Below are 19,463 nucleotides of genomic sequence, written 5' to 3' on the forward strand. Positions count from 1 at the left end.
TCAGTGGGCGCTGCCGAAGTCGTAGTGCAGGGCCTGGTCGCGCACGCTGATGCGCACGCCGGCCAGGGGTTGCCCGTCGAGCATCCGGGTCAGGAACTCGCGGCTCATGTCCGGCAGCAGGCTGTTGGTGAGGATGGCGTCGATCATGCGCCCGCCGCTCTCGTGCTCGGTGCAGCGCGAGACGATCAGCGCCACCACGGCGTCGTCGTAGTCGAAGGCCACCTTGTGGCTACCCTCGACTCGCCGCTTGATACGCTCCAGCTGCAGGCGGGTGATGGCCTTGAGCATGTCGTCGTTGAGCGGGTAGTACGGAATGGTCACCAACCGTCCCAGCAGCGCCGGCGGGAAGATGTCCAGCAACGGCTGGCGCAGCGCCTTGGCGATCGCTTCTGGATCGGGCGCGGTGCCGCCACCCTGGCACAACCCGGCGATCATCTCGGTGCCGGCGTTGGTGGTCAGCAGGATCAGGGTGTTCTTGAAGTCGATGAGCCGGCCTTCGCCGTCCTCCATCACGCCCTTGTCGAACACCTGGAAGAAGATTTCGTGCACGTCGGGGTGGGCTTTTTCCACCTCGTCCAGCAGTACCACGCTGTAGGGCTTGCGCCGCACCGCCTCGGTCAGCACGCCGCCTTCGCCGTAGCCCACGTAGCCGGGCGGCGCGCCCTTGAGGGTGGACACGGTGTGGGCTTCCTGGAATTCGCTCATGTTGATGGTGATGATGTTCTGCTCGCCGCCATACAGTGCCTCGGCCAGGGCCAGGGCGGTCTCGGTCTTGCCCACGCCCGAGGTGCCAGCCAGCATGAACACGCCGATGGGCTTGCTGGGGTTGTCGAGGCCGGCGCGGGAGGTCTGGATGCGCTTGGCGATCATCTTCAGGGCGTGGTCCTGGCCAATGATGCGCTTGGCCATGAGCTGGTCGAGCTTGAGCACGGTCTCGATTTCGTTGCGCGCCATGCGCCCCACCGGAATGCCGGTCCAGTCGGCGACCACCGCAGCCACGGCCTGGTAGTCGACGGTGGGCAGGATCAGCGGCGCCTCACCTTGCAAGTCGGCCAGGCGCTTCTGCACGTCGCGCAGCTGCGCGCGCTGGGCGTGGTCCTGGGCGCCGCCTTCCTCCGCGTCCACGCTGCCCACGCTTTCGCGCAGGCTGGCGCGCAGCATCAGCAACTCTTCGACCAGCGCCTTTTCGTCGCTCCAACGTCCTTCCAGCTCGGCCAGCCGCGCACGCTCGGTGCCCAGCGCGTCCTCGACGCCGCCCTGGCGGCTCGACACATCAACGCCGATGGCATGCTCGCGGGCGATGATGCCCAGCTCGGTTTCCAGCGCCTCGATGCGCCGGCGGCTGTCATCGACCTCGGCCGGCACCGCGTGGAGGCTGATGGCCACGCGGGCGCAGGCAGTGTCCAGCAGGCTCACGGACTTGTCCGGCAACTGGCGCGCCGGAATGTAGCGGTGGGACAGCTTGACCGCCGCTTCCAGCGCCTCGTCGAGCACCTGCACCTGATGGTGGCGCTCCATGGTCGAGGCCACCCCGCGCATCATCAGCAGCGCCTTGCCTTCCGACGGCTCGGGCACCTGCACCACCTGGAAACGACGGGTCAGGGCCGGGTCTTTCTCGATGTGCTTCTTGTACTCCGCCCAGGTAGTGGCGGCCACGGTGCGCAGGGTGCCACGGGCCAGGGCCGGCTTGAGCAGGTTGGCCGCATCGCCGGTACCGGCCGCGCCACCGGCGCCTACCAGGGTGTGGGCTTCGTCGATGAACAGGATGATCGGCTTGGGCGACGCCTGCACGTCCTCGATGACCTGGCGCAGGCGCTGCTCGAACTCGCCTTTCATGCTGGCGCCGGCCTGCAGCAGGCCGACGTCGAGGCTGCGCAGCTCCACGTCCTTGAGCGCCGGCGGCACGTCGCCGGCGACGATGCGCAGGGCGAAGCCTTCCACCACTGCGGTCTTGCCCACCCCGGCTTCGCCGGTGAGGATCGGGTTGTTCTGGCGGCGGCGCATGAGGATGTCCACCAGCTGGCGGATCTCGTCGTCGCGGCCGACGATAGGGTCCAGCTTGCCGCTGCGGGCCTGCTCGGTAAGGTCGACGGTGAAGCGCTTGAGCGCCTCCTGCTTGCCCAGGGCGCTGGGCGCGAGCGCACCGCTGGCCTCGCCCGGCACTGCGCCGGCGTCAAAGCCATCGGTGGCGGCCAAGGCGTTTTCCGGCGAGTCGCCCACGTATTCGTCGAAGCGCTCGGTCAGTGCCTCTGCCTTCAGCTTGTCGAACTCGGGGCTCAGATTCAGCAGCGCATGGCGCAGGCTGGGGGTCTTGAGGATGCCGATCAGCAGGTAGCCGCTGCGCACCTGGCTTGCGCCGAACATCAGGCTGCCGTAGACCCAGCCGCGTTCCACGCTCTCCTCCACTTGCGAGGACAGGTCGGTGATCGAGGTGGAGCCACGCGGCAGCCGGTCCAGCGCCTCGGTCAGGCCCTTGGCGACCCGCGCCGGGTCGAGGTTGAACTGGCGGATGATGCGGTGCAGGTCGCTGTCCTGCAGTTGCAGCAACTGATGGAACCAGTGCGCCAGCTCCACATAGGGGTTGCCGCGCAACTTGCAGAATACCGTGGCAGCTTCGATGGCCTTGTAGGCCACGCTGTTGAGCTTGCCGAACAGCGCGGCGCGGCTGATTTCACCCATGGGTCAAGTCCTTTGCAATGTGAGGGTCGGCGTAATGCCGTGACAGCAGCAGGTCGGCGGCATCCGCGCCGGGGCTGCCAAGCCAGGTGTTGAAGCCCAGGCGGCTATCGCCACCCAGGGTGACCGGGGGTACCTGAGCCTGCTCCAGCACCAGGTTCAAGTCCCAGTCCAGCTCGTCGCCCTGGTATTCGCGCACCCAGGCGGCCAGCTCGACGAAAAGCGCGCCGCCCGGCAGCAGGGCCATGTAGCGCTCCAGCGACAAGGGCCCCAGGCGCAGGCGGAATTTATGCTGGCGATCCCAAGCGTGGCTGCCCAGGCACAGGTCTTCGCCCAGGCGGCAATGTTCCACACCCAGGCGGTTGCGGTCGGGCAGCTGCAGCCATTGGCCCACGTACTCCTCGACGGCCACCGGCACGCCGAAATATTCGCCGAGGATCGCGCGCAGGCCGTCCGGGTACCGGGTCTGCGCGGCCAGGTGGCCGCTGTAGTGGAAGGTGGCGCTGTCGCTGATCGGGCCCTGGCCCAGCAGGCTGTCCATGCCACGGCCGCACAGGGCGGCCAGGCGCGCCGACCAGTAGTCATCGTCGGGTCGGTCGTGGCTGACCGTGGGCCGGGCTTCGGCCCAGGCGCGGTAGAACAGGCTCAACAAGCGGTGGTGGAACATGTCGAGGAAATGCTTGGTGGTGCTGTCGCCCTGGTTGCGCTCGCGGTCGCGCACGTATTCGGTCATCGGCAGCGGCATGGGCCCGTTGGGGCCGCCCAGGCCGAAGAAAAACTGCTCCAGGCGCGCGGCCCTGCCCTCCTCGGCCGGTGTCAGCGCGGCCAGGGTCGAAGGTGCGAAGGTGCAGTCGGCGCGCTGGCCCAGGCGCAGGGCGTCCTCGCTCAGCCGCCGCGAATGGCCCAGGCGTGGCAGCTGCGGCGCTTCGCATTGCAGGCGGCGCAGCGCCTGGAAGAAGTCGAACTCCCAAGGCGCCGCCTGCATGGCCGGTTGGCTGCTCACAGGGTCGGCCGGCAGCCGGGCTGGGCTTTCCATCGCATGATCTCGCCGCGTTCGGTGGTCTTGATGACGGTCTCGGTGAAGCTGTTGATCGACACATAGCGCGCCAGGAAACGCTGGAACACCGCGCCCAGCAGGAACACGCCAGCGCCCCGGAAGGCGTTTTCATCGAACGTCAGGGTGATCTCCAGGCCGCGCCCGAACACGATCGGGCCCGGCATGGGCAGGCGCCGGGTGCAGGGGCTGGCGCTGACGTCGCGCAGGCCCTCGATCTGCAATTGCAGGGCCGGGTCATGGTCGTCGCCGTAGAGGCGCAACAGTTCGCGCAAGGCCGCCGCGCCCTGCCCCTGTTCGGTCAGCGACAGGTAGTTGAGCGACAGCTGGCTGATCAGGCGCCAGGCCTTGCCGTCGTGGGCGTGGCTGGCGCGCGGGCGGCTGGGCCCGGCCAGGCAGCGCACCGAAAGCACCGGGGCGCTGTCGGACAGGGTGAAATCGGTGCTGCCGCTGCCCAGGGTCATGAACAGCGGCAGGTCGCGGTTGGTGCACAGCGCGCCCACGCCCAGCTGGCGCAGGTCATGGCGGTGGGGCGCCTGGTTGGCGTCCACCAGGCTGACAAAGGTCTCGCTGCCCACGTAGTTGGAACGCGGGCCCAGCCGCCGCTGGTTGCTGGACAGCACTCGCGGCTCGCGGCGCACCACGTAATAGGCCTGGTCGCGGCCGTAGCGCGACGGGTCGCGCACGGCGTAGAACGGCAGGAACGGCTGGTCCGGCCCGGTGCCGTGGCCACTGAGTTCGGTCAGCGAATGCACTTCGAAGTCCATCGGCCGGGTGCGGTCGGCGATCACGTGGTGCTCGTTGACCCGGTCGGACAGGTGAATACGGTCCAGGCGCCGTGGGAACAGGTTGATCGCCGGCGCGCAGAACGGCTTGAAATGGCTGGCGTCCACCTGCCCTTCCAAGGCCTTGTCGTGGCTGTTGAACAGCACGATCAGTTCCAGCGCCTGGCCCTGGCACTGGCGCACGGCGCCCTGCAGGCCGCTGAACTCGACGAACAGGAAGCGCTGCGGCAGGGCGAAATATTCCTGCAGCAGGCGGTAACCCTGGAACGCCCTGGGCACCACGGGCAAGGCTGCGTCAGCGTCATCGAAACCACGGGGGCGCAGCGCATCCGCCGCCAGGCGCGCGACCCTTTCGGTCCCCGGCTCTCGCACGAACACCGCGCAGGCGTTGCCCAGCAGCTGCTCAAGCAGCCGCGACGGCTGTTCACCGGCACCGTGCAGGTACAGCGGCAGCGCGTCCAGGGCCAATTCGCTGAACGGCTGCCCGGCGCTGGTGCGCAGGGTCAGGCGCAGGCCGGCACGGGCCTTGGGCTCGCTGGCGGCCAGGCGCCCCAGCACGGCCTGGGGGTTGCCGAAGTATTCCGCCTGGGCCAACGCCAGGGGCCACAAGGTGACGTCATGGGCGGTGCGGTATTCACAGCAGGTCTGGCTGTCGCGCCCCAGGGTGGCCCGCAGGGCGGTGCCGCGCTTGAGGGTGAAGCCGGCGCCCAGGGCGCCCTCCTCGGGGTCCGGGTTGAACTGCACCACGGTCATCGACGGCGTGGGCGCCAGGTAGTGCGGGTACGCGATCTCCAGCAGGTTGTGGGTGAAGGTCGGGTATTCGGCGTCCAGCTTGAGCTGCACCCGCGCGGTCAGGTAGGCAAAGCCCTCCAGCAGGCGTTCCACGTAGGGATCGGCGCACTCGACGCCGCTCAGTGACAGGCGCCCGGCGATCTTCGGGTACTGCTGGGCGAACTCGGCGGCGCCGTCGCGGATGTGTTGCAGTTCCTGGTTGTAGAACTCCAGCAGGCGCGGGTTCATGGGCGCCTCCGTTCGGCCTGCACCACACGCACATGGCCCGATTCCAGGTCCAGGTCGGTCTGCAGCAGCAGGCGCAACGGCACCGGCTGCGCCCACAGGTCGCCTTCGATGGCGAAGCTCAGCGCATTGTGGTCCATCTCGCTTGGCGCCAGGCAGGCCTTGACCCGCACACTGGCGGCGAGGATGCGCGGCTCGAAGGTGATGATGGTCTGCCGGATCACCTGCTCCAGCGCCTGGATGTCGACGTTGGAGACGCTGTTGCCCGCCAGCGCCGGCAGCCCGTAGTTGAGCACCGACGAGCCCGCCGGAGTGTCGCGCGTGGCGTCGGCGTCCAGCAGGCAAGTGCTGTTGAGCAGCCAGGTGAGGTCGCGCAACACCGACTCCTTGAGCTGGTTGAGCGACAGCGCGCGCTGCTCGGCCGGCTCCTCGAGCACGCCAGGCCGGTCATCGCTCAGGCGGTCAAGCAGCGACGGCTGCAGGCGCTCGCGAGGGTTGAGGACATTGGAAGGCGTGGCCATGGTTCAGGCACCGAAGGGGCAAGGGCAGACAAGGGCAGCGGCGCGCAGGCGCCACTGCCGGGGGGCGGTCAGAGCTTGACGTTCTGGCGGATGTTCCAGCCGTACTTGACCGGGCCGCCGTCCTTGGTGCCGTCGGCTTTCTGCGGCTGGTAGTCGACCAGCACCTGGGCGAAGTTGAGGGTGACGTTCTCGGTCAGGCGGTCATCATGGCTGGTGCCGCCGGTGCTCAGCGACGAGATCAGCACTTCCTTGAGGGTGATGATCATGTACTCGACCTGGCTCTCGCCGCCGGCCTTGCGAATGACCAGCTTGGCTTCGGGGTAGTGCTTGCCGCTGGAGCAGGCCATCATCAGGTTCGGGCTGGACTTGTCGATGAACTTGGTGATGGACAGGTCCTGGACGTTGACCTTGCCGGCACCGCCGCCGCTGCCCAGGTGCATGCTGCCGCTCTGGGACATGCCCCAGCTCCAGCCCTGGACGTCGATTTCGTCCTTGTGCGCCGAGTCCTGGGACTCGCCCTTGATGTCACCGATCTTGATGAACATGTCTACTGCCATGATTCCTCCTGGAATGCGTTAGTGGCGATGACGCGGCGCCCGCGGCGCCGCATCGCTGTGTATCGGGGTCAGGCGCCCTTGGCCGATGGCAGCTTGGAAACCAGGCGCAGGGAGACGGTCAGGCCTTCGAGCTGGTAGTGCGGGCGCAGGAAGAATTTCGAGTTGTAGTAACCCGGGTTGCCTTCCACTTCTTCCACCACCACCTCGGCGGCGGCCAGCGGGTGCTGGGCCTTGGTGGTCTCGGTGGAGTGCGCCGGGTCGCCGTCGACGTAATTCAGGATCCAGTCCTGCAGCCAGCGCTGCATGTCGTCCTTTTCCTTGAACGAGCCGATCTTGTCGCGCACGATGCACTTCAGGTAATGGGCGAAACGGCAGGTGGCGAACAGGTACGGCAGGCGCGCGGCCAGGTTGGCGTTGGCGGTGGCGTCCGGGTCGTCGTATTCGGCCGGTTTCTGCAGCGACTGGGCGCCGATGAATGCGGCGAAGTCAGTGTTCTTCTTGTGCAGCAGCGGCATGAAGCCGTTCTTCGCCAGCTCGGCCTCGCGGCGGTCGGAGATGGCGATCTCGGTCGGGCACTTCATGTCCACGCCACCATCGTCGGTGGGGAACGTGTGTGCCGGCAGGTTCTGCACTTCACCGCCCGACTCCACGCCGCGGATACGCGAGCACCAGCCGTAGTGCTTGAACGAGCGGTTGATGTTCACGGCCATGGCGTAGGCGGCGTTGGCCCAGGTGTACTTGCTGCTGTCGGCGCCGTCGGTGTTCTCCTCGAAGGCGAAGGCTTCCACCGGGTCGGTCTTGGCGCCGTACGGCAGGCGCGCCAGGAAGCGCGGCATGGTCAGGCCGATGTAGCGCGAATCTTCCGACTCGCGCAGCGAGCGCCAGCCAGCGTACTCGGGCGTGGTGAAGATCTTGGTCAGGTCACGCGGGTTGGACAGCTCCTGCCACGAACCCATGCCCATCACCGTCGGCGACGCGGCGGCAATGAACGGCGCGTGCATGGCCGCGCACACCTTGGACAGCTCGCCCAGCAGCTCCACGTCGGGCGGCGACTGGTCGAAGTAGTAGTCGCCTACCAGGCAGCCGTAAGGCTCGCCGCCGAACTGCCCGTACTCTTCCTCGTACATTTTCTTGAAGATCGGGCTCTGGTCCCAGGCCGTGCCCTTGAATTTCTTCAGGGTCTTGTGCAGCTCCGGCTTGGCGATATTGAGCACGCGGATCTTCAGTTGCTCGTCGGATTCGGTGTTGTTGACCAGGTAGTGCAGGCCGCGCCAAGCGCTTTCCAGCTTCTGGAATTCGGGGTGGTGAATGACCTGGTTGACCTGGGCGGTGAGCTTGGCGTCGATGGCCGCGATGATCGATTCGATCGACTTGATGGCGTCGTTGGACACCAGGTTGGTCTGCGCCAGGGCCTGTTCGGCCAGGGTGCGCACGGCGGTCTCGACCGCCTCGCGGGCGCGCTCGGTCTTGGGTTTGAATTCCTGCAGCAGCAGGTTGGCGAACTCGCTGGCCTGCTCGGTCACCGCCGGCTGCGGCTGACTGTCTTTCATCAACTCGGACATGGGGATCTTCCTGATCAGGTGGTGGGCTCGGAGTCGCTGGGCTTCGGCGCGCTGGCCAGGGCCTGCAGCAGCGCCGGGTCCTGGATGGCCTTCATGATCACGTCTTCGGCGCCGGTCTTGCCGTCCATGTAGGTCAGCAGGTTGGCCAGTTGGGTGCGGGCCTCCAGCAGCTGGTTCAGGGCATCGACCTTGCGCGCCACGGCGGCGGGGCTGAAGTCGTCCATGCTTTCGAAGGTGATGTCCAGGCTCAGGTTGCCCTCGCCGGTCAGCTCGTTGGGCACGTGAAACGCCACGCGCGGCTTCATGGCCTTGAGGCGCGAGTCGAAATTGTCGACGTCGATTTCCAGGAACTTGCGCTCGGCGACCGGCGCCAGGGGTTCCTCGGGCTTGCCGGCGAGGTCGGCCATCACGCCCATCACGAACGGCAGCTGGACCTTCTTCTCGGCGCCGTACAGCTCGACGTCGTATTCGATCTGCACGCGCGGGGCGCGGTTGCGCGCAATGAACTTCTGGGAACTGGTAGTGGCCACGTTGCTCCTCCTGGTCGCCTGGGCGATGTGTTGAGGTCATGGCCTGCCAAGGCAGCCGGCCACTGACGATACGACGAGGTCGACGACGCTACTCGGCGTCGGGACCGCGCAAATTTTCGAACTGGGACATGCCGTCGGGAATCAGGTTGCGCACGATGGCCGCGAAGTCCGCGCTGACCAGCTGCCGCGCACGGTTCAACAGCACTGGCACCGGGCTGGAAGGCTCATGGCGAGCGTAGTAGTCGAGGATGCGCTGCAGGCTTTGCAGCACGTCGTCGCGGGTGGTGATGTCGGCATTGGCGCGAGGCGCCGCTGGCAGGTGGTGCACCTGGGCGCTGGTGGCCGGGCCGTCCGCTTCAGCGGCGTCTGGCGCCTGCTGCGGCGTGCCACCCAGAATCTGTTGCGCCAGTTTCAGCGGCCGATCGAGGGCGCCCAGGTCGACACCCTGGGCCACGCCCAACTGGTCCGCTACCTGCTGCTCGATGCCAGCCAGGGCCTGGCGCGCATCATCCAGCGCCTGGCGGGTGGCCTGCAGTTGTTCGCCATCACTGTCCTGCAAGGCGCCGCGCAACTGGTCGGCGCCCAGGCTCTCGCCCTGGAAATGCTGGAGGCCGCTGGCATTGGCGGCGGCGCGCAGGCTGATGCTGCCGAACGCGCGGGAGCGCACCAGGGGGGTATCGCGCAGCAGGTTCAGGGTGGTGTCGCTGGCCAGCCCCATCAGCGCATTCAGGCGCAGGGTGGGGTCATTGTCGTCGTCGGCGTCCAGCAGCGGGTGCAGTTGCAGCCAGTGGTCCGCCAGCAGCCGCTGCACCAGTTCGAGCACGTCGGCCAGGCCGCGCAGCCCTTCCACGGCAAGCGCGCCCTGGAGCAGGAAATGGCAGATGCGCAGGTCTTTGCTGCGCTGCAGAAGTTGTTCGCTTTGTTGGCTCAGTTCACGCCATTGAGGCGGCTCGGCGGCAAGTACGGCGTCGCCCATGATGCGCTCGGGTTGCCCAAGTGCGGCCCGTTCCAATTGCAGGAATTGCGGGTCGTACTCCAGGTCTTCCCCACAGGGGAATTCCTCGGAAACAGGGGTGAGCAGGCGCGCGACATCCACCAAGTTTGATCTCCTTATCGCCCGCTGGTGTGCGGGTTAATGGCACGGAAGTTCCAGTATCGAAATCGAACTGTTCTGCACCAATATGAACTCGGCGATATCACCGAGCCACTACCACATTGTAGAAAGTCCGACATTTTTGGTGTAGTTAATAGGCGTTGTCAAGGTAAGCTATGGCGCCTCGCTACTAGCCGTCATGCAGTTTGGCAGGGCCGAGAAGAATCAAAACTGACACAAAATGCGGATTTTTCGCGCAAGAAAGCGATTTTTTCGCCGAAAAATGCGCGTTTTCCCAACGCACGGATGCAGCGCGCACGGCAGCATGGAGCCATAATGCCACTACGGTTAACTATTACCAGTTATCACAAGATCACGCCCGGACAATGTTCGGAAGTGATGCTGGACAGTGGCGTCTTGAAGATTGGCCGCGCAGTAGATAATGACTGGATATTACCGGACCCCGAGCGACTGATATCATCTAGCCACTGCTGCGTGCAATATAGAGAGGGCCATTACTTCATCACTGATAACAGTACAAACGGAGTGGAACTTGCAACCTCATCCATCCGTTTGCGTAGAGGAAGCAGTGAACGCCTGAGTGATGGCGAAGTTATCCGTATTGGTGACTATGAAATACTGGCAACTATCACCCATGAACTTCCACGGAACAGTGGAAGTGCCGAGCCACTGAGCTTTGAGGCCCTGCTGGGCGCCCAGCCGCAGCCTGCGGCAGCCGTGCGGGTGCCGCCGCAATTCGAGCATGCGGCAGCCAGCGACACCCTGCCCGACCTGTTCGATTTTCTTGCACCGGCACCGGTGGCAGCGGCCACGCAACCGGACCATGTGCCGGCCCAGCAGCATGACTTCCGCCCCCCGGCCCCCACGCCACCAGCGCCTGCACAACCGGCGGCGCTGATTCCCGAGGACTGGGACCTGCTGGGCACGGCGCCTGCACCCGCGCCACAGCCTGAAGCTGTAGCCCCCGTACCGAACAACGACGTTGCGCCGGCCACCGCTTCTGACCTGCTGCAAGCCTTCCTGCAGGGCGCCGGCCTGGCCCACCTGCGCATAGACCCCCAGCAAGCCGCAGCGCAGATGGAAAGCCTGGGCCGTAGCTACCGCCTGATGGTGGAAGGCCTGATCGATGTGCTGCGCGCCCGGGCCAGCCTCAAGGGCGAATTCCGCATGCAGCAGACACTGATCCAGCCGTTGGAAAACAACCCGCTCAAGTTCGCCCCCAACGCCGACGAGGCGCTGCTGTTGCTGCTGCGCCACGGCAACCAGGCGTTCATGGCGCCGGACCAGGCTATCGCCGACAGCTTCGACGACCTGCGCGCCCACCAGCTGGCGGTGATGGCCGGCGTGCAGGCGGCTATCAGCCAGCTGCTCAAACGCTTCGAACCTGCCGCGCTGGAGGCCCGCCTGGAAAATCCCGGCGGCCTGGCGGGGCTGCTGGCGGGCTCGCGGCAGGCGCGCTACTGGCAGCAATTCACCGAGCTTTACCAGCAGATTGCCGGCGAGGCCGAGGACGATTTTCAAGACCTGTTCGGTCGCGAATTCTGCCGCGCCTACGAGGAACACAGCAGCCGCTCGCGTCGGCGCTGAGCAACACCAGGATCACACGGATACGACGTTGTCATTGAGGACACAGGATGAGGATCAGCGCTTTACTGGCTGCCGCGGCGACCTTGCTGCTGGCGGCCTGTGCCAGGGACCCGGCCCCCGCCCCCGCTATCGCGGACAAGGCCGCCGCGCCCCTGGTACTGCACCTGCAGGCCATCGCCGGGCTCAACCCTGGTGCTGACGGCGCGCCCGCGCCGGTCCGCGTGCGCCTGTACGAGCTGAAAAACGCCGCGGTGTTCAGCCGTGCCGACTACTTCGCGCTCGCCGACCGCGCCCAGGCCACCCTGGGTGGCGACCTGCTGGACCAGGACGAGGTGCTGGTGCAGCCCGGTGAATACCGCAAGGTGACCCGCCAGCTCAACCCTGCAACCCGCCAGCTCGGCCTGGTGGTGGGCTACCGCGCGCTCGACCAGGCGCAATGGCGCGAGGTGATCGCCGTGGCGCCCGGCGCCGGCGGCGAGTTGCAGATCAGCCTCGACGTCAACGCGGTGCGCAGCGCCGCCGTCGTCCCTTAATCCGAAGGAGTACCCATGTCCTGGAACAATCGAGTGGTGTGGTCGGAGGGGATGTTCCTGCGCCCGCAGCATTTCCAGCAGCACGACCGCTACCTGGAAACCCTGATCGACGCCCGCAGCCGGCCCTTCGTGCCAGGCAGCTGGGGCTTTTCCGAACTGCTGGTGGACCAGGCGTTGCTGGGCCAGGGCAAGCTGGCAATCCTCAGTGCCCGCGGCCTGCTGCCCGACGGCACCCCGTTCAACATACCCGCCGATGACCCGGCCCCGGCGCCGCTGGACATCGACGAGCAACTGCGCGACGGCCTCGTGTACCTGGCCCTGCCACTCAAGCGCGCCGGCGTGCGCGACACTGTCGACGAAGGCGAGAGCAGCGTGGCGGCCCGGTACCAGAGCCAGGTGCGCGAGGTGCGTGACGACAACTCGCCGTTCGAGAACCGCGCCCCGGTGGCCGTGGGCATTCGTGCCCTGCGCCTGCTGACCGCCCAGGACGGCCTCGATGACCATGCCGCCATCGGCGTGGTGCGCGTGGTGGAAAAGCGCGCCGACCGCGCGCTGGTGCTGGACGAGCGCTACATACCGCCGGTGCTGGACGTGGCCGCCAGCAAGGTGCTGGGCGGCTTCACCCGCGAGTTGCTGGGCCTGCTGCACCAGCGCGCCGAAGCCCTGGCCGGCCGCGTGGTGGCCAGCAACGCCGGCGGCGCTTCGGAAATCGCCGACTTCATGCTGCTGCAACTGGTGAACCGCGCCCAGCCATTGATTGCCCACCTGGCGCGCCTGAGCCCGCTGCACCCCGAGCGCCTGTTCAGTGAACTGGTGAGCCTGGCCGGTGAGTTCGCCACCTTCGCCAGTGAGGCCCGGCGCCCGCAGGAATTCGCGCTGTACCAGCACGACAACCTGGCCTTGAGCTTCGAGCCGGTGATGCAGGCGCTGCGCGCGGCGCTGTCGATGCTGATGGACAGCAAGGCCACGCCTATCCCGATCGTCGAGAAAGCCTACGGCGTGCACGTGGCCATGCTGGCCGACCGCACCCTGATCGACAACGCCAGCTTCATCCTGGTGGTGCGCGCCGACGTGCCCGGCGAGACCCTGCGTGGGCGTTTCGCACAACAGAGCAAGGTGGGTTCGGTGGAGCACATCCGCGACCTGGTCAACCTGCAACTACCAGGCATCGGCCTGTTGCCGTTGCCGGTGGCGCCACGCCAGCTGCCCTACCACGCCGGTTCCACTTACTACGAACTGGATCGTGGCAGCGACCACTGGCAGCAACTGCGCCAGTCAGGCGGCTTCGCGTTCCATATTGCCGGGCAGTTCCCTGGCCTGGACCTGGCCTTCTGGGCGATTCGAGGTTAACCGGCCATGCACGACGACCGCACCATGATCATGCCGCGCCCCGGTGGCCGCGGCGCGCCCGCAGGCGGCCAGGAACCGCCGGAGCTGCAAGTGCCCAGCGCGCCGATACTCGACGCCCAAGCCCAGGGGCTCAACCCCTTGGAGCAGGCCGCCGGCCCGCTGCTGACGCTGCTGACGCGCCTGCGCAACACCATCGCCCACCCGGCGCCCGCCAGCCTGCGCGCGCAGCTGCTGACCTGCCTGCGCCAATTCGAAGAGCGCGCGCAAGCGGCCGGCGTGCCGCGCAACGACGTGTTGCTGGCCCGCTACGTGCTGTGCACGGCGCTGGACGAAGCGGTGCTGAGCACGCCATGGGGCAGCGCCAGTGACTGGGGCAAGCAGAGCCTGCTGATCACCGTGCACAACGAAGCCTGGGGCGGCGAGAAGGTGTTCCAGCTGCTGGACCACTGCCTGCAAAGCCCGCGCGAGCGCCTGCCGCTGCTGGAGCTGCTGTACCTGTGCCTGTGCCTGGGTTTCGAAGGCCGCTACCGGGTAATGCATGACGGTCGCAGCCAGCTCGACGCCCTGCGCGAGCGCACCAGCGCCGCCATCCGCAGTGCCCGTGGCGAGCACGAGCGCGAGCTGTCACCGCACTGGCGCGGCGCCCCGGCCAGCCGCGACCGCCTGGCGCAGTTCCTGCCGCCGTGGGTGGGCCTGGCCATTGCCGTGGCCGTGCTGCTGTTGTTGCTGCTAGGCCTGCGCCTGATGCTGGCCGCCGACGCGGAGCCAGTGTTCAAGCATATCCACGCCTTGGGCGAAATCCCGGTGCAGGCCATCGACCGCCCGGCCCAGCAGCCCAAGGTGGTGGAGCGGCCACGCCTGGCCGGCTTCCTGGCCGACGACGTGCGCGCCGGCCGGGTGGCCGTGGAGGATGCGGTGGACCGCTCCATCATCACCATTCGCGGCGACGAACTGTTCCCGTCGGCCAGCGCCAGCATCAAGGACGATTTCCAGCCGCTGATGCTGCGCATCGCCGAGGCCATCGGCAAGGTCAAGGGCCGCGTGCTGGTCACCGGCCACAGCGACAACCGGCCCATCGCTACCCTGCGCTTCCCGTCCAACTGGAAGCTGTCCCAGGCCCGTGCCGAAGAAGTCCGCCAACTGCTGGCCGCACGCACCGGCCAGGCCGAACGCTTCAGCGCCGAAGGCCGCAGCGACACCGAGCCGCTGGCCTCCAACGCCACCGCCGAGGGCCGCGCGCGTAACCGCCGGGTAGAAATCACTGTGTTTGCGGAGGGGGTCGAGTGAAGGCCGTGCTTGCGTTTGTAGTGCGCTGGGTCATCCCGGTGCTGGGCCTGCTGGCCTTGAGCCTGGTGATCTGGTTCGTCGGCCCGCTGCTGGAGTGGCTGGTGCCTGAAGGCCGGCGCTGGGCGCTGATCATCCTACTGTTCGCCGCGTGGCTGGCGTACCGTACCTGGCGCCTGGTGCAGGCCCGGCGCCAGGCCGCCAAGGTGCTTGCCAGCCTGGCCGCCGACACCGCGCCAGACCCGGCCAGCGTGGCCACCGCCGAAGAACTGGCGACGCTGAAGGCGCGCATGGCCGAAGCCCTCGCGCTGCTGAAGAAAGCTCGCCTGGGCGGCGACGAGAAGCGCAGCCTGTACGAGCTACCCTGGTACGTGATCATCGGCCCGCCCGGCTCGGGCAAGACTACCGCCCTGCTCAACTCCGGGCTGAATTTCCCCCTGGCCGCGCACCTGGGCGCCGGCGCCGTGCAGGGTGTGGGTGGCACGCGTAACTGCGACTGGTGGTTCACCGACCAGGCCGTGCTGCTGGACACCGCTGGCCGCTATACCACCCAGGACAGCCACGCCGCGGTCGACAAGGCCGCCTGGCTGGGCTTCCTTGACCTGCTCAAGACCCAGCGGCCACGGCGGCCGGTGGATGGCGCCTTCATTGCCATCAGCCTGTCCGACCTGCTGCTGGCCAGCGAGGCCGAGCGCGCCGCCCACGCCGCGGCCATTCGCACGCGTATCCAGGAGCTGTACAGCCAGCTGGGCGTGCGCCTGCCCATCTACCTGACCCTGACCAAGCTCGACCTGGTGCCGGGCTTCATGGAGTTCTTCGACAACCTGAGCAAGGAAGAGCGCGCCCAGGTGTGGGGCATGACTTTCGCGCTGGACGACGGCAGCAGCGGCGACGGCCCATTGAGCCAGCTGGACAGCGAGTTCCAGGGCCTGGAGCTGCGCCTCAACCAGCGCCTTGTGGAGCGCCTGCAACAAGAACGCGACCCCGCGCGCCGCGACCTGATCTATGGCTTCCCCCAGCAGTTCGGTGCGCTCAAGGCTACGTTGCGAGACTTCCTGCAGGCGGTGTTCCGTCCCAACCCCTACGAAGCTCGCGTGCTGCTGCGCGGCGTGTACTTCACCAGCGGCACCCAGGAAGGCAGCCCCATCGACCGCCTGATTGGCGCCATGGCCCAGAGCATGAACCTGGACCGCCAGCATCTGGCGCGCCAGACCGGCACGGGGCGCAGCTACTTCATCCAGCGCCTGTTCACCGACGTGGCCTTTGCCGAGCGCGGCCTGGTCGGCAGCAACCCGGCCGTGGAACGACGACGCAAATGGCTGGCCCGTGGTGCGCTGGCCGCCAGCGTGGCGCTGGTACTGGTGGTAGGCGGCCTGTGGGTTGCCAGCTACCGGGCGAACCAGGCCTACATCGCCCAGGTCGATGCCCGCGTGGCCCCGCTGGGCCAGGCCGTGCAGGCGCTGACACCGGCACAACGCGAGGTGCTGGCGGTGCTGCCACTGCTCAACGCCACGCGCCACCTGGCCGACGACCCACCCAACTGGGCGCGTGGCCTTGGCCTGTACCAGGGTGACATGCTGGAAAGCGAAGCCAGCAGCCTCTACCGCAAGCTGCTGGTCGCGGTGTTCGCCACGCGCCTGGTGAGCCGGGTTGAAGAGCAACTGCGCAGCGGTGGCACTTCAGACTTTCTCTACGAGGGGCTCAAGGCCTACCTGATGCTGGGCGACCATGCCCACTACGATCCGGCCTTCATCAAGGCCTGGGTCAGCCTGGACTGGGAGCAGCACCTACCACGCGACCTGGCCGCCGACCAGCGCCAGGCGCTCAATGAGCACCTGCAAGCCCTGTTCGAGCGCCAGCCGCCCGATGCCCGCCTGGACGCGCGACTGATCGACGACCTGCGTCGCCAACTGCAACAGCTGCCTGTAGCCCAGCGCGTGTACGACCGGGTCAAGCGCCAGCCACTGCCTGCCGGGGTCAGTGATTTCCGCCTGAGCGATGCGGCCGGGCGCGATGCCGCCCTGGTGCTGGTGCGCAAGAGCGGCAAGCCCCTGGGCGAGCCCTTGAGCGGGTTCTTCACCGCCAAGGGCTACCAGCAGGCCTTCCTGCTCAGTAGCCTGAACCAGTCCAATGCCCTGGCCGAGGAGCAATGGGTGCTGGGCCTGGACCCGGCGCAGCAGCAGGACGCCATCGGCCTGGCCGGCGAGGTGCGCCGGCTGTACCTGCAGGACTACATCCGCCAATGGGACGCCCTGCTGGCTGACATCGACTTCGTGCCGGTGACCAACGTCGCCCAGGCCGCAGACGTGCTGCGAGTGATCTCGGGGCCCACCTCGCCCCTGAAAAAGCTGCTGCAGGCCGTGGCCCGTGAAACCGACCTCGGCCACCTGGACAAGGCCGTGGCTGCGCAGGCCACGCCGGTGGAAAACAACGTCGACAAGCTCAAGCAGAAGCTCGGCTCGCTGGTGGGCCAGGCACCTGCAACGACCCCGCAAGCGCCCGCGGCACAGGAAGACCTGGTGACCGCGCACTTCGCCGAACTCAATGCCCTGGTGGGCAAGGGCAATGGCGACCCCGCCGCCATCGATGGCCTGCTGGCCGACCTCAACGCCCTGTACGTGCAGGTCAGCGCCATGGTCGGCGCCAGCGGCGACGCGCTGCTGGGCGAGGCCAAGAACCAGGCCAGCGCTGCGGCCGCACGGGTCAGCCTGACTGCCGAGCGTGAGCCGCCGGTCGTACAGGGGCTGGTCAAGTCGGTGGTCAGCGCCACCACCAACAGCATGATGGGTGGCGTGCGCAACCAACTCAACGCCGCCTGGGCCAGTGAGGTGGTGAACGTGTACCGCCAGTCCTTGGCCGGGCGCTACCCGCTGGTGACGGCCAGCAGCCGCGACGCCACGCTCGACGACTTCGGCCAGTTCTTCGGCGTCGGCGGGGTCATGGACAGCTACTTCCGCAAGTACCTGCAACCCTACGTCGACACCTCCGCAGCCACCTGGCGCTGGCAGCCGGGCGCGGCGCAGCGCCTGGGCATCACGCCGGGCGTGTTGCAGACCTTCCAGCGCGCGGCGTCGATTCGTGATGCCTACTTCCGCGCCGGCGGCACCCAGCCCGTGGTGCGCTTCGAGCTCAAGCCGGTGGCCATGGACAGCAGCATCACCCAGTTCAACCTCGACCTGGATGGCCAGCAGCTCAGCTATGACCACGGCCCCAGCCGCCCCACCGCGCTGCAATGGCCGAACCCCAACAGCGTTGGCGTGGTGCGCCTGGCCATCGAGCCGCCTGCCGCCAGCGGCCGTTCGGGCATGACCCTGGACGGGCCATGGGCGTGGTTCCGCCTGCTGGAGCAATCGGACCTGAGCAGCGCCGGTTCGCCCGACCGCTTCACCCTGCGCCTGCGCGTGGACGGCGCCAGCATCTCCTATGAACTGCGCGCCAACAGCGCCTTCAACCCGTTCAACAACCGCCTGGTCGCAGGCTTCAACCTGCCGGAGCGGCTATGAACCCAGTGGGCTTCTACGGCAAGCTGGCCAGCCGCGGTGACTTCATCAGCCGCGCCCTGCCGCCCGCTTTCATCAGCGCCTGGGACGCGTGGCTGGCCGCTGGCCTGCGCGCCAGCCAGGCCGAGCTGGGCGAAGGCTGGCTGGACGCGTACCTGGTCAGCCCGCTGTGGCGCTTCCTGCTGGCGCCCGGCGTGTGTGGCGAACAGGCAATGACCGGCGTGCTGATGCCCAGCGTCGACCGCGTAGGCCGCTATTTCCCGCTGACGGTGGCCATGGCGCTGCCCGGCGATACCGACCTGGCCGCCGTGGTCGGCGGCGAGCAGGGCTGGCATGAACAGGTGGAAAACGCCCTGCTCGACACCCTGGAACCGCACGCGGAACCGCAGCATTTCGAAGCCGCGCTGGCCGCACTGCCGCCCCTGGCACTGACCCCGTCGCTGCCTGACAACGACTTCGCCGGCCTGCGCCGCAGCCACGCCGACACGCCGCAGGCGCGCCAGGCCACGCTCGGGCAATGGGCCTGCCTGGGCGCCAGCCTGTGGTGGGGCACCGGTTCGCAGCGGGTGGCCCCAGGCCTGCTGCGCTGCCAGGGCATGCCGGCCAGCGAGGTGTTCACCCGCTTCCTGCACAGCCAGGGAGGCGCGCTGTAGATGGCCGCCCTTCCCGTCCAGCACATTCAAAGCGCCAGCTACAGCCATGTGGGCATGGTGCGCCAGGTGAACGAAGACGCCTGCCTGGACCTGCCCGACAGTGGCCTGTGGGCGGTGGCCGACGGCATGGGTGGCCACGCCGCGGGCGACTATGTCAGCAGCCTGATCATCGACGCCCTGCGGCGCATTCCCGGTTCGCCGTCACTACCGGTGTACTGCAACGCCCTGCGCCAGGCACTGGCCGAGGTCAACACCCTGGTGCGCGACCAGGCGCAGCTGCGTGGCGTGGGCATGATGGGCAGCACCGTCGTCACCCTGGCCATGCGTGGTAGCCAGGGCATGTGCCTGTGGGCTGGCGACAGCCGCCTGTACCGCCTGCGCGGTGGCCAGTTGAGCAGTATTTCCCGCGACCACAGCTACGTGCAGGCACTGGTCGACAGCGGCCTGCTCAGCGAAGCCGAGGCGCGCCTGCACCCGCGCGGCAACATCGTTACCCGCGCCCTGGGCGTGGCCAATGAGCTGGAGCTGGACAGTGCCTTCCTGCACATCCTGCCCGGCGACACCTACCTGCTGTGCAGCGACGGCCTGACCAAGACCGCCGAAGACCACGAGATCCGCGACGTGCTGTGCCACAGCGACGCCTACGCCGTGGTCCGCAGCCTGGTGCACCTGGGCCTGACCCGCGGCGCCCCCGACAACATCACCGCCGTCGTCATCAAGGCCAGCTGAAGAACCCCGAA

Annotated in this window: 15 protein-coding genes; 7 read left to right on the plus strand and 8 right to left on the minus strand. The window is 67.6% G+C overall.

What is annotated here, in order from left to right:
- From tssH to tssA, 8 genes are all read right to left on the minus strand, one after another.
- Nucleotides 1-2,679 carry a type VI secretion system ATPase TssH gene (tssH, locus tag AC0J42_RS30195; protein WP_473004908.1) on the minus strand — a complete coding sequence of 893 codons (2,679 nt, stop codon included), beginning with the start codon at nt 2,677-2,679 and terminating at the stop codon, nt 1-3.
- Nucleotides 2,672-3,712 carry a type VI secretion system baseplate subunit TssG gene (tssG, locus tag AC0J42_RS30200; protein ID WP_473004909.1) on the minus strand — a complete coding sequence of 347 codons (1,041 nt, stop codon included), beginning with the start codon at nt 3,710-3,712 and terminating at the stop codon, nt 2,672-2,674. The genes tssH and tssG overlap by 8 nt, the downstream gene beginning before the upstream one ends.
- Entirely contained in the window at nt 3,676-5,535 is a 1,860-nt protein-coding gene (gene tssF / locus AC0J42_RS30205) for a type VI secretion system baseplate subunit TssF (RefSeq protein ID WP_473004910.1), read from the minus strand. The genes tssG and tssF overlap by 37 nt, the downstream gene beginning before the upstream one ends.
- Nucleotides 5,532-6,053 (minus strand): type VI secretion system baseplate subunit TssE, encoded by a 522-nt coding sequence (gene tssE, locus AC0J42_RS30210; protein WP_416421576.1) that lies wholly within the window; start codon nt 6,051-6,053, stop codon nt 5,532-5,534. The genes tssF and tssE overlap by 4 nt, the downstream gene beginning before the upstream one ends.
- Nucleotides 6,054-6,121: 68 nt before the next feature.
- Entirely contained in the window at nt 6,122-6,610 is a 489-nt protein-coding gene (locus AC0J42_RS30215; RefSeq protein ID WP_416421577.1) for an Hcp family type VI secretion system effector, read from the minus strand.
- Between the two features lie 68 nt (nt 6,611-6,678).
- Nucleotides 6,679-8,172, minus strand: a complete 1,494-nt coding sequence (gene tssC, locus AC0J42_RS30220; RefSeq protein WP_416421578.1) for a type VI secretion system contractile sheath large subunit — start codon at nt 8,170-8,172, stop codon at nt 6,679-6,681.
- Nucleotides 8,173-8,186: 14 nt separating this feature from the next.
- Nucleotides 8,187-8,702 (minus strand): type VI secretion system contractile sheath small subunit, encoded by a 516-nt coding sequence (gene tssB, locus AC0J42_RS30225; RefSeq protein ID WP_416421579.1) that lies wholly within the window; start codon nt 8,700-8,702, stop codon nt 8,187-8,189.
- Nucleotides 8,703-8,790: 88 nt separating this feature from the next.
- Entirely contained in the window at nt 8,791-9,798 is a 1,008-nt protein-coding gene (gene tssA / locus AC0J42_RS30230) for a type VI secretion system protein TssA (RefSeq protein ID WP_473004911.1), read from the minus strand.
- Nucleotides 9,799-10,131: 333 nt separating this feature from the next.
- On the opposite strand from tssA, the gene tagH reads away from it, so the two are divergent.
- Genes tagH through AC0J42_RS30265 form a run of 7 tightly spaced genes read left to right on the plus strand, consistent with a single transcriptional unit; the run spans nt 10,132 to nt 19,452 of the window.
- Nucleotides 10,132-11,403, plus strand: coding sequence for a type VI secretion system-associated FHA domain protein TagH (tagH, locus tag AC0J42_RS30235; RefSeq protein WP_473006918.1), 1,272 nt, complete (start codon nt 10,132-10,134; stop codon nt 11,401-11,403).
- A 47-nt stretch (nt 11,404-11,450) separates the two neighbouring features.
- Nucleotides 11,451-11,936 (plus strand): type VI secretion system lipoprotein TssJ, encoded by a 486-nt coding sequence (gene tssJ / locus AC0J42_RS30240; RefSeq protein WP_473004912.1) that lies wholly within the window; start codon nt 11,451-11,453, stop codon nt 11,934-11,936.
- 15 nt (nt 11,937-11,951) lie between these two features.
- A complete protein-coding gene (gene tssK / locus AC0J42_RS30245; RefSeq protein ID WP_473004913.1) occupies nt 11,952-13,286 on the plus strand; it encodes a type VI secretion system baseplate subunit TssK in 1,335 nt (444 codons plus the stop codon).
- Between the two features lie 6 nt (nt 13,287-13,292).
- Nucleotides 13,293-14,573 carry a DotU family type VI secretion system protein gene (locus tag AC0J42_RS30250; RefSeq protein WP_473004914.1) on the plus strand — a complete coding sequence of 427 codons (1,281 nt, stop codon included), beginning with the start codon at nt 13,293-13,295 and terminating at the stop codon, nt 14,571-14,573.
- Nucleotides 14,570-18,073 carry a type VI secretion system membrane subunit TssM gene (gene tssM / locus AC0J42_RS30255; protein WP_473004915.1) on the plus strand — a complete coding sequence of 1,168 codons (3,504 nt, stop codon included), beginning with the start codon at nt 14,570-14,572 and terminating at the stop codon, nt 18,071-18,073. The genes AC0J42_RS30250 and tssM overlap by 4 nt, the downstream gene beginning before the upstream one ends.
- The gene (gene tagF, locus AC0J42_RS30260) at nt 18,070-18,723 is read left to right on the plus strand and encodes a type VI secretion system-associated protein TagF (protein ID WP_416421585.1); all 654 of its coding nucleotides are present in this window, start codon (nt 18,070-18,072) and stop codon (nt 18,721-18,723) included. Before tssM ends, tagF begins: the two co-directional genes overlap by 4 nt.
- A complete protein-coding gene (locus AC0J42_RS30265) occupies nt 18,724-19,452 on the plus strand; it encodes a PP2C family protein-serine/threonine phosphatase (protein WP_473004916.1) in 729 nt (242 codons plus the stop codon).
- The last annotated feature ends 11 nt before the right edge of the window (nt 19,453-19,463 follow it).

This window comes from Pseudomonas sp. Tav-5-1A (assembly GCF_055755055.1).

What these genes read in the sequence shown, in the direction of transcription:
- tssH (WP_473004908.1), bottom strand. Translation starts at nt 2,679, where the DNA reads ATGGGTGAAATCAGCCGCGCCGCGCTGTTCGGCAAGCTCAACAGCGTG.
- tssG (WP_473004909.1), bottom strand. Translation starts at nt 3,712, where the DNA reads ATGGAAAGCCCAGCCCGGCTGCCGGCCGACCCTGTGAGCAGCCAACCG.
- tssF (WP_473004910.1), bottom strand. Translation starts at nt 5,535, where the DNA reads ATGAACCCGCGCCTGCTGGAGTTCTACAACCAGGAACTGCAACACATC.
- tssE (WP_416421576.1), bottom strand. Translation starts at nt 6,053, where the DNA reads ATGGCCACGCCTTCCAATGTCCTCAACCCTCGCGAGCGCCTGCAGCCG.
- AC0J42_RS30215 (WP_416421577.1), bottom strand. Translation starts at nt 6,610, where the DNA reads ATGGCAGTAGACATGTTCATCAAGATCGGTGACATCAAGGGCGAGTCC.
- tssC (WP_416421578.1), bottom strand. Translation starts at nt 8,172, where the DNA reads ATGTCCGAGTTGATGAAAGACAGTCAGCCGCAGCCGGCGGTGACCGAG.
- tagH (WP_473006918.1), top strand. Translation starts at nt 10,132, where the DNA reads ATGCCACTACGGTTAACTATTACCAGTTATCACAAGATCACGCCCGGA.
- tssJ (WP_473004912.1), top strand. Translation starts at nt 11,451, where the DNA reads ATGAGGATCAGCGCTTTACTGGCTGCCGCGGCGACCTTGCTGCTGGCG.
- tssK (WP_473004913.1), top strand. Translation starts at nt 11,952, where the DNA reads ATGTCCTGGAACAATCGAGTGGTGTGGTCGGAGGGGATGTTCCTGCGC.
- AC0J42_RS30250 (WP_473004914.1), top strand. Translation starts at nt 13,293, where the DNA reads ATGCACGACGACCGCACCATGATCATGCCGCGCCCCGGTGGCCGCGGC.
- tagF (WP_416421585.1), top strand. Translation starts at nt 18,070, where the DNA reads ATGAACCCAGTGGGCTTCTACGGCAAGCTGGCCAGCCGCGGTGACTTC.
- AC0J42_RS30265 (WP_473004916.1), top strand. Translation starts at nt 18,724, where the DNA reads ATGGCCGCCCTTCCCGTCCAGCACATTCAAAGCGCCAGCTACAGCCAT.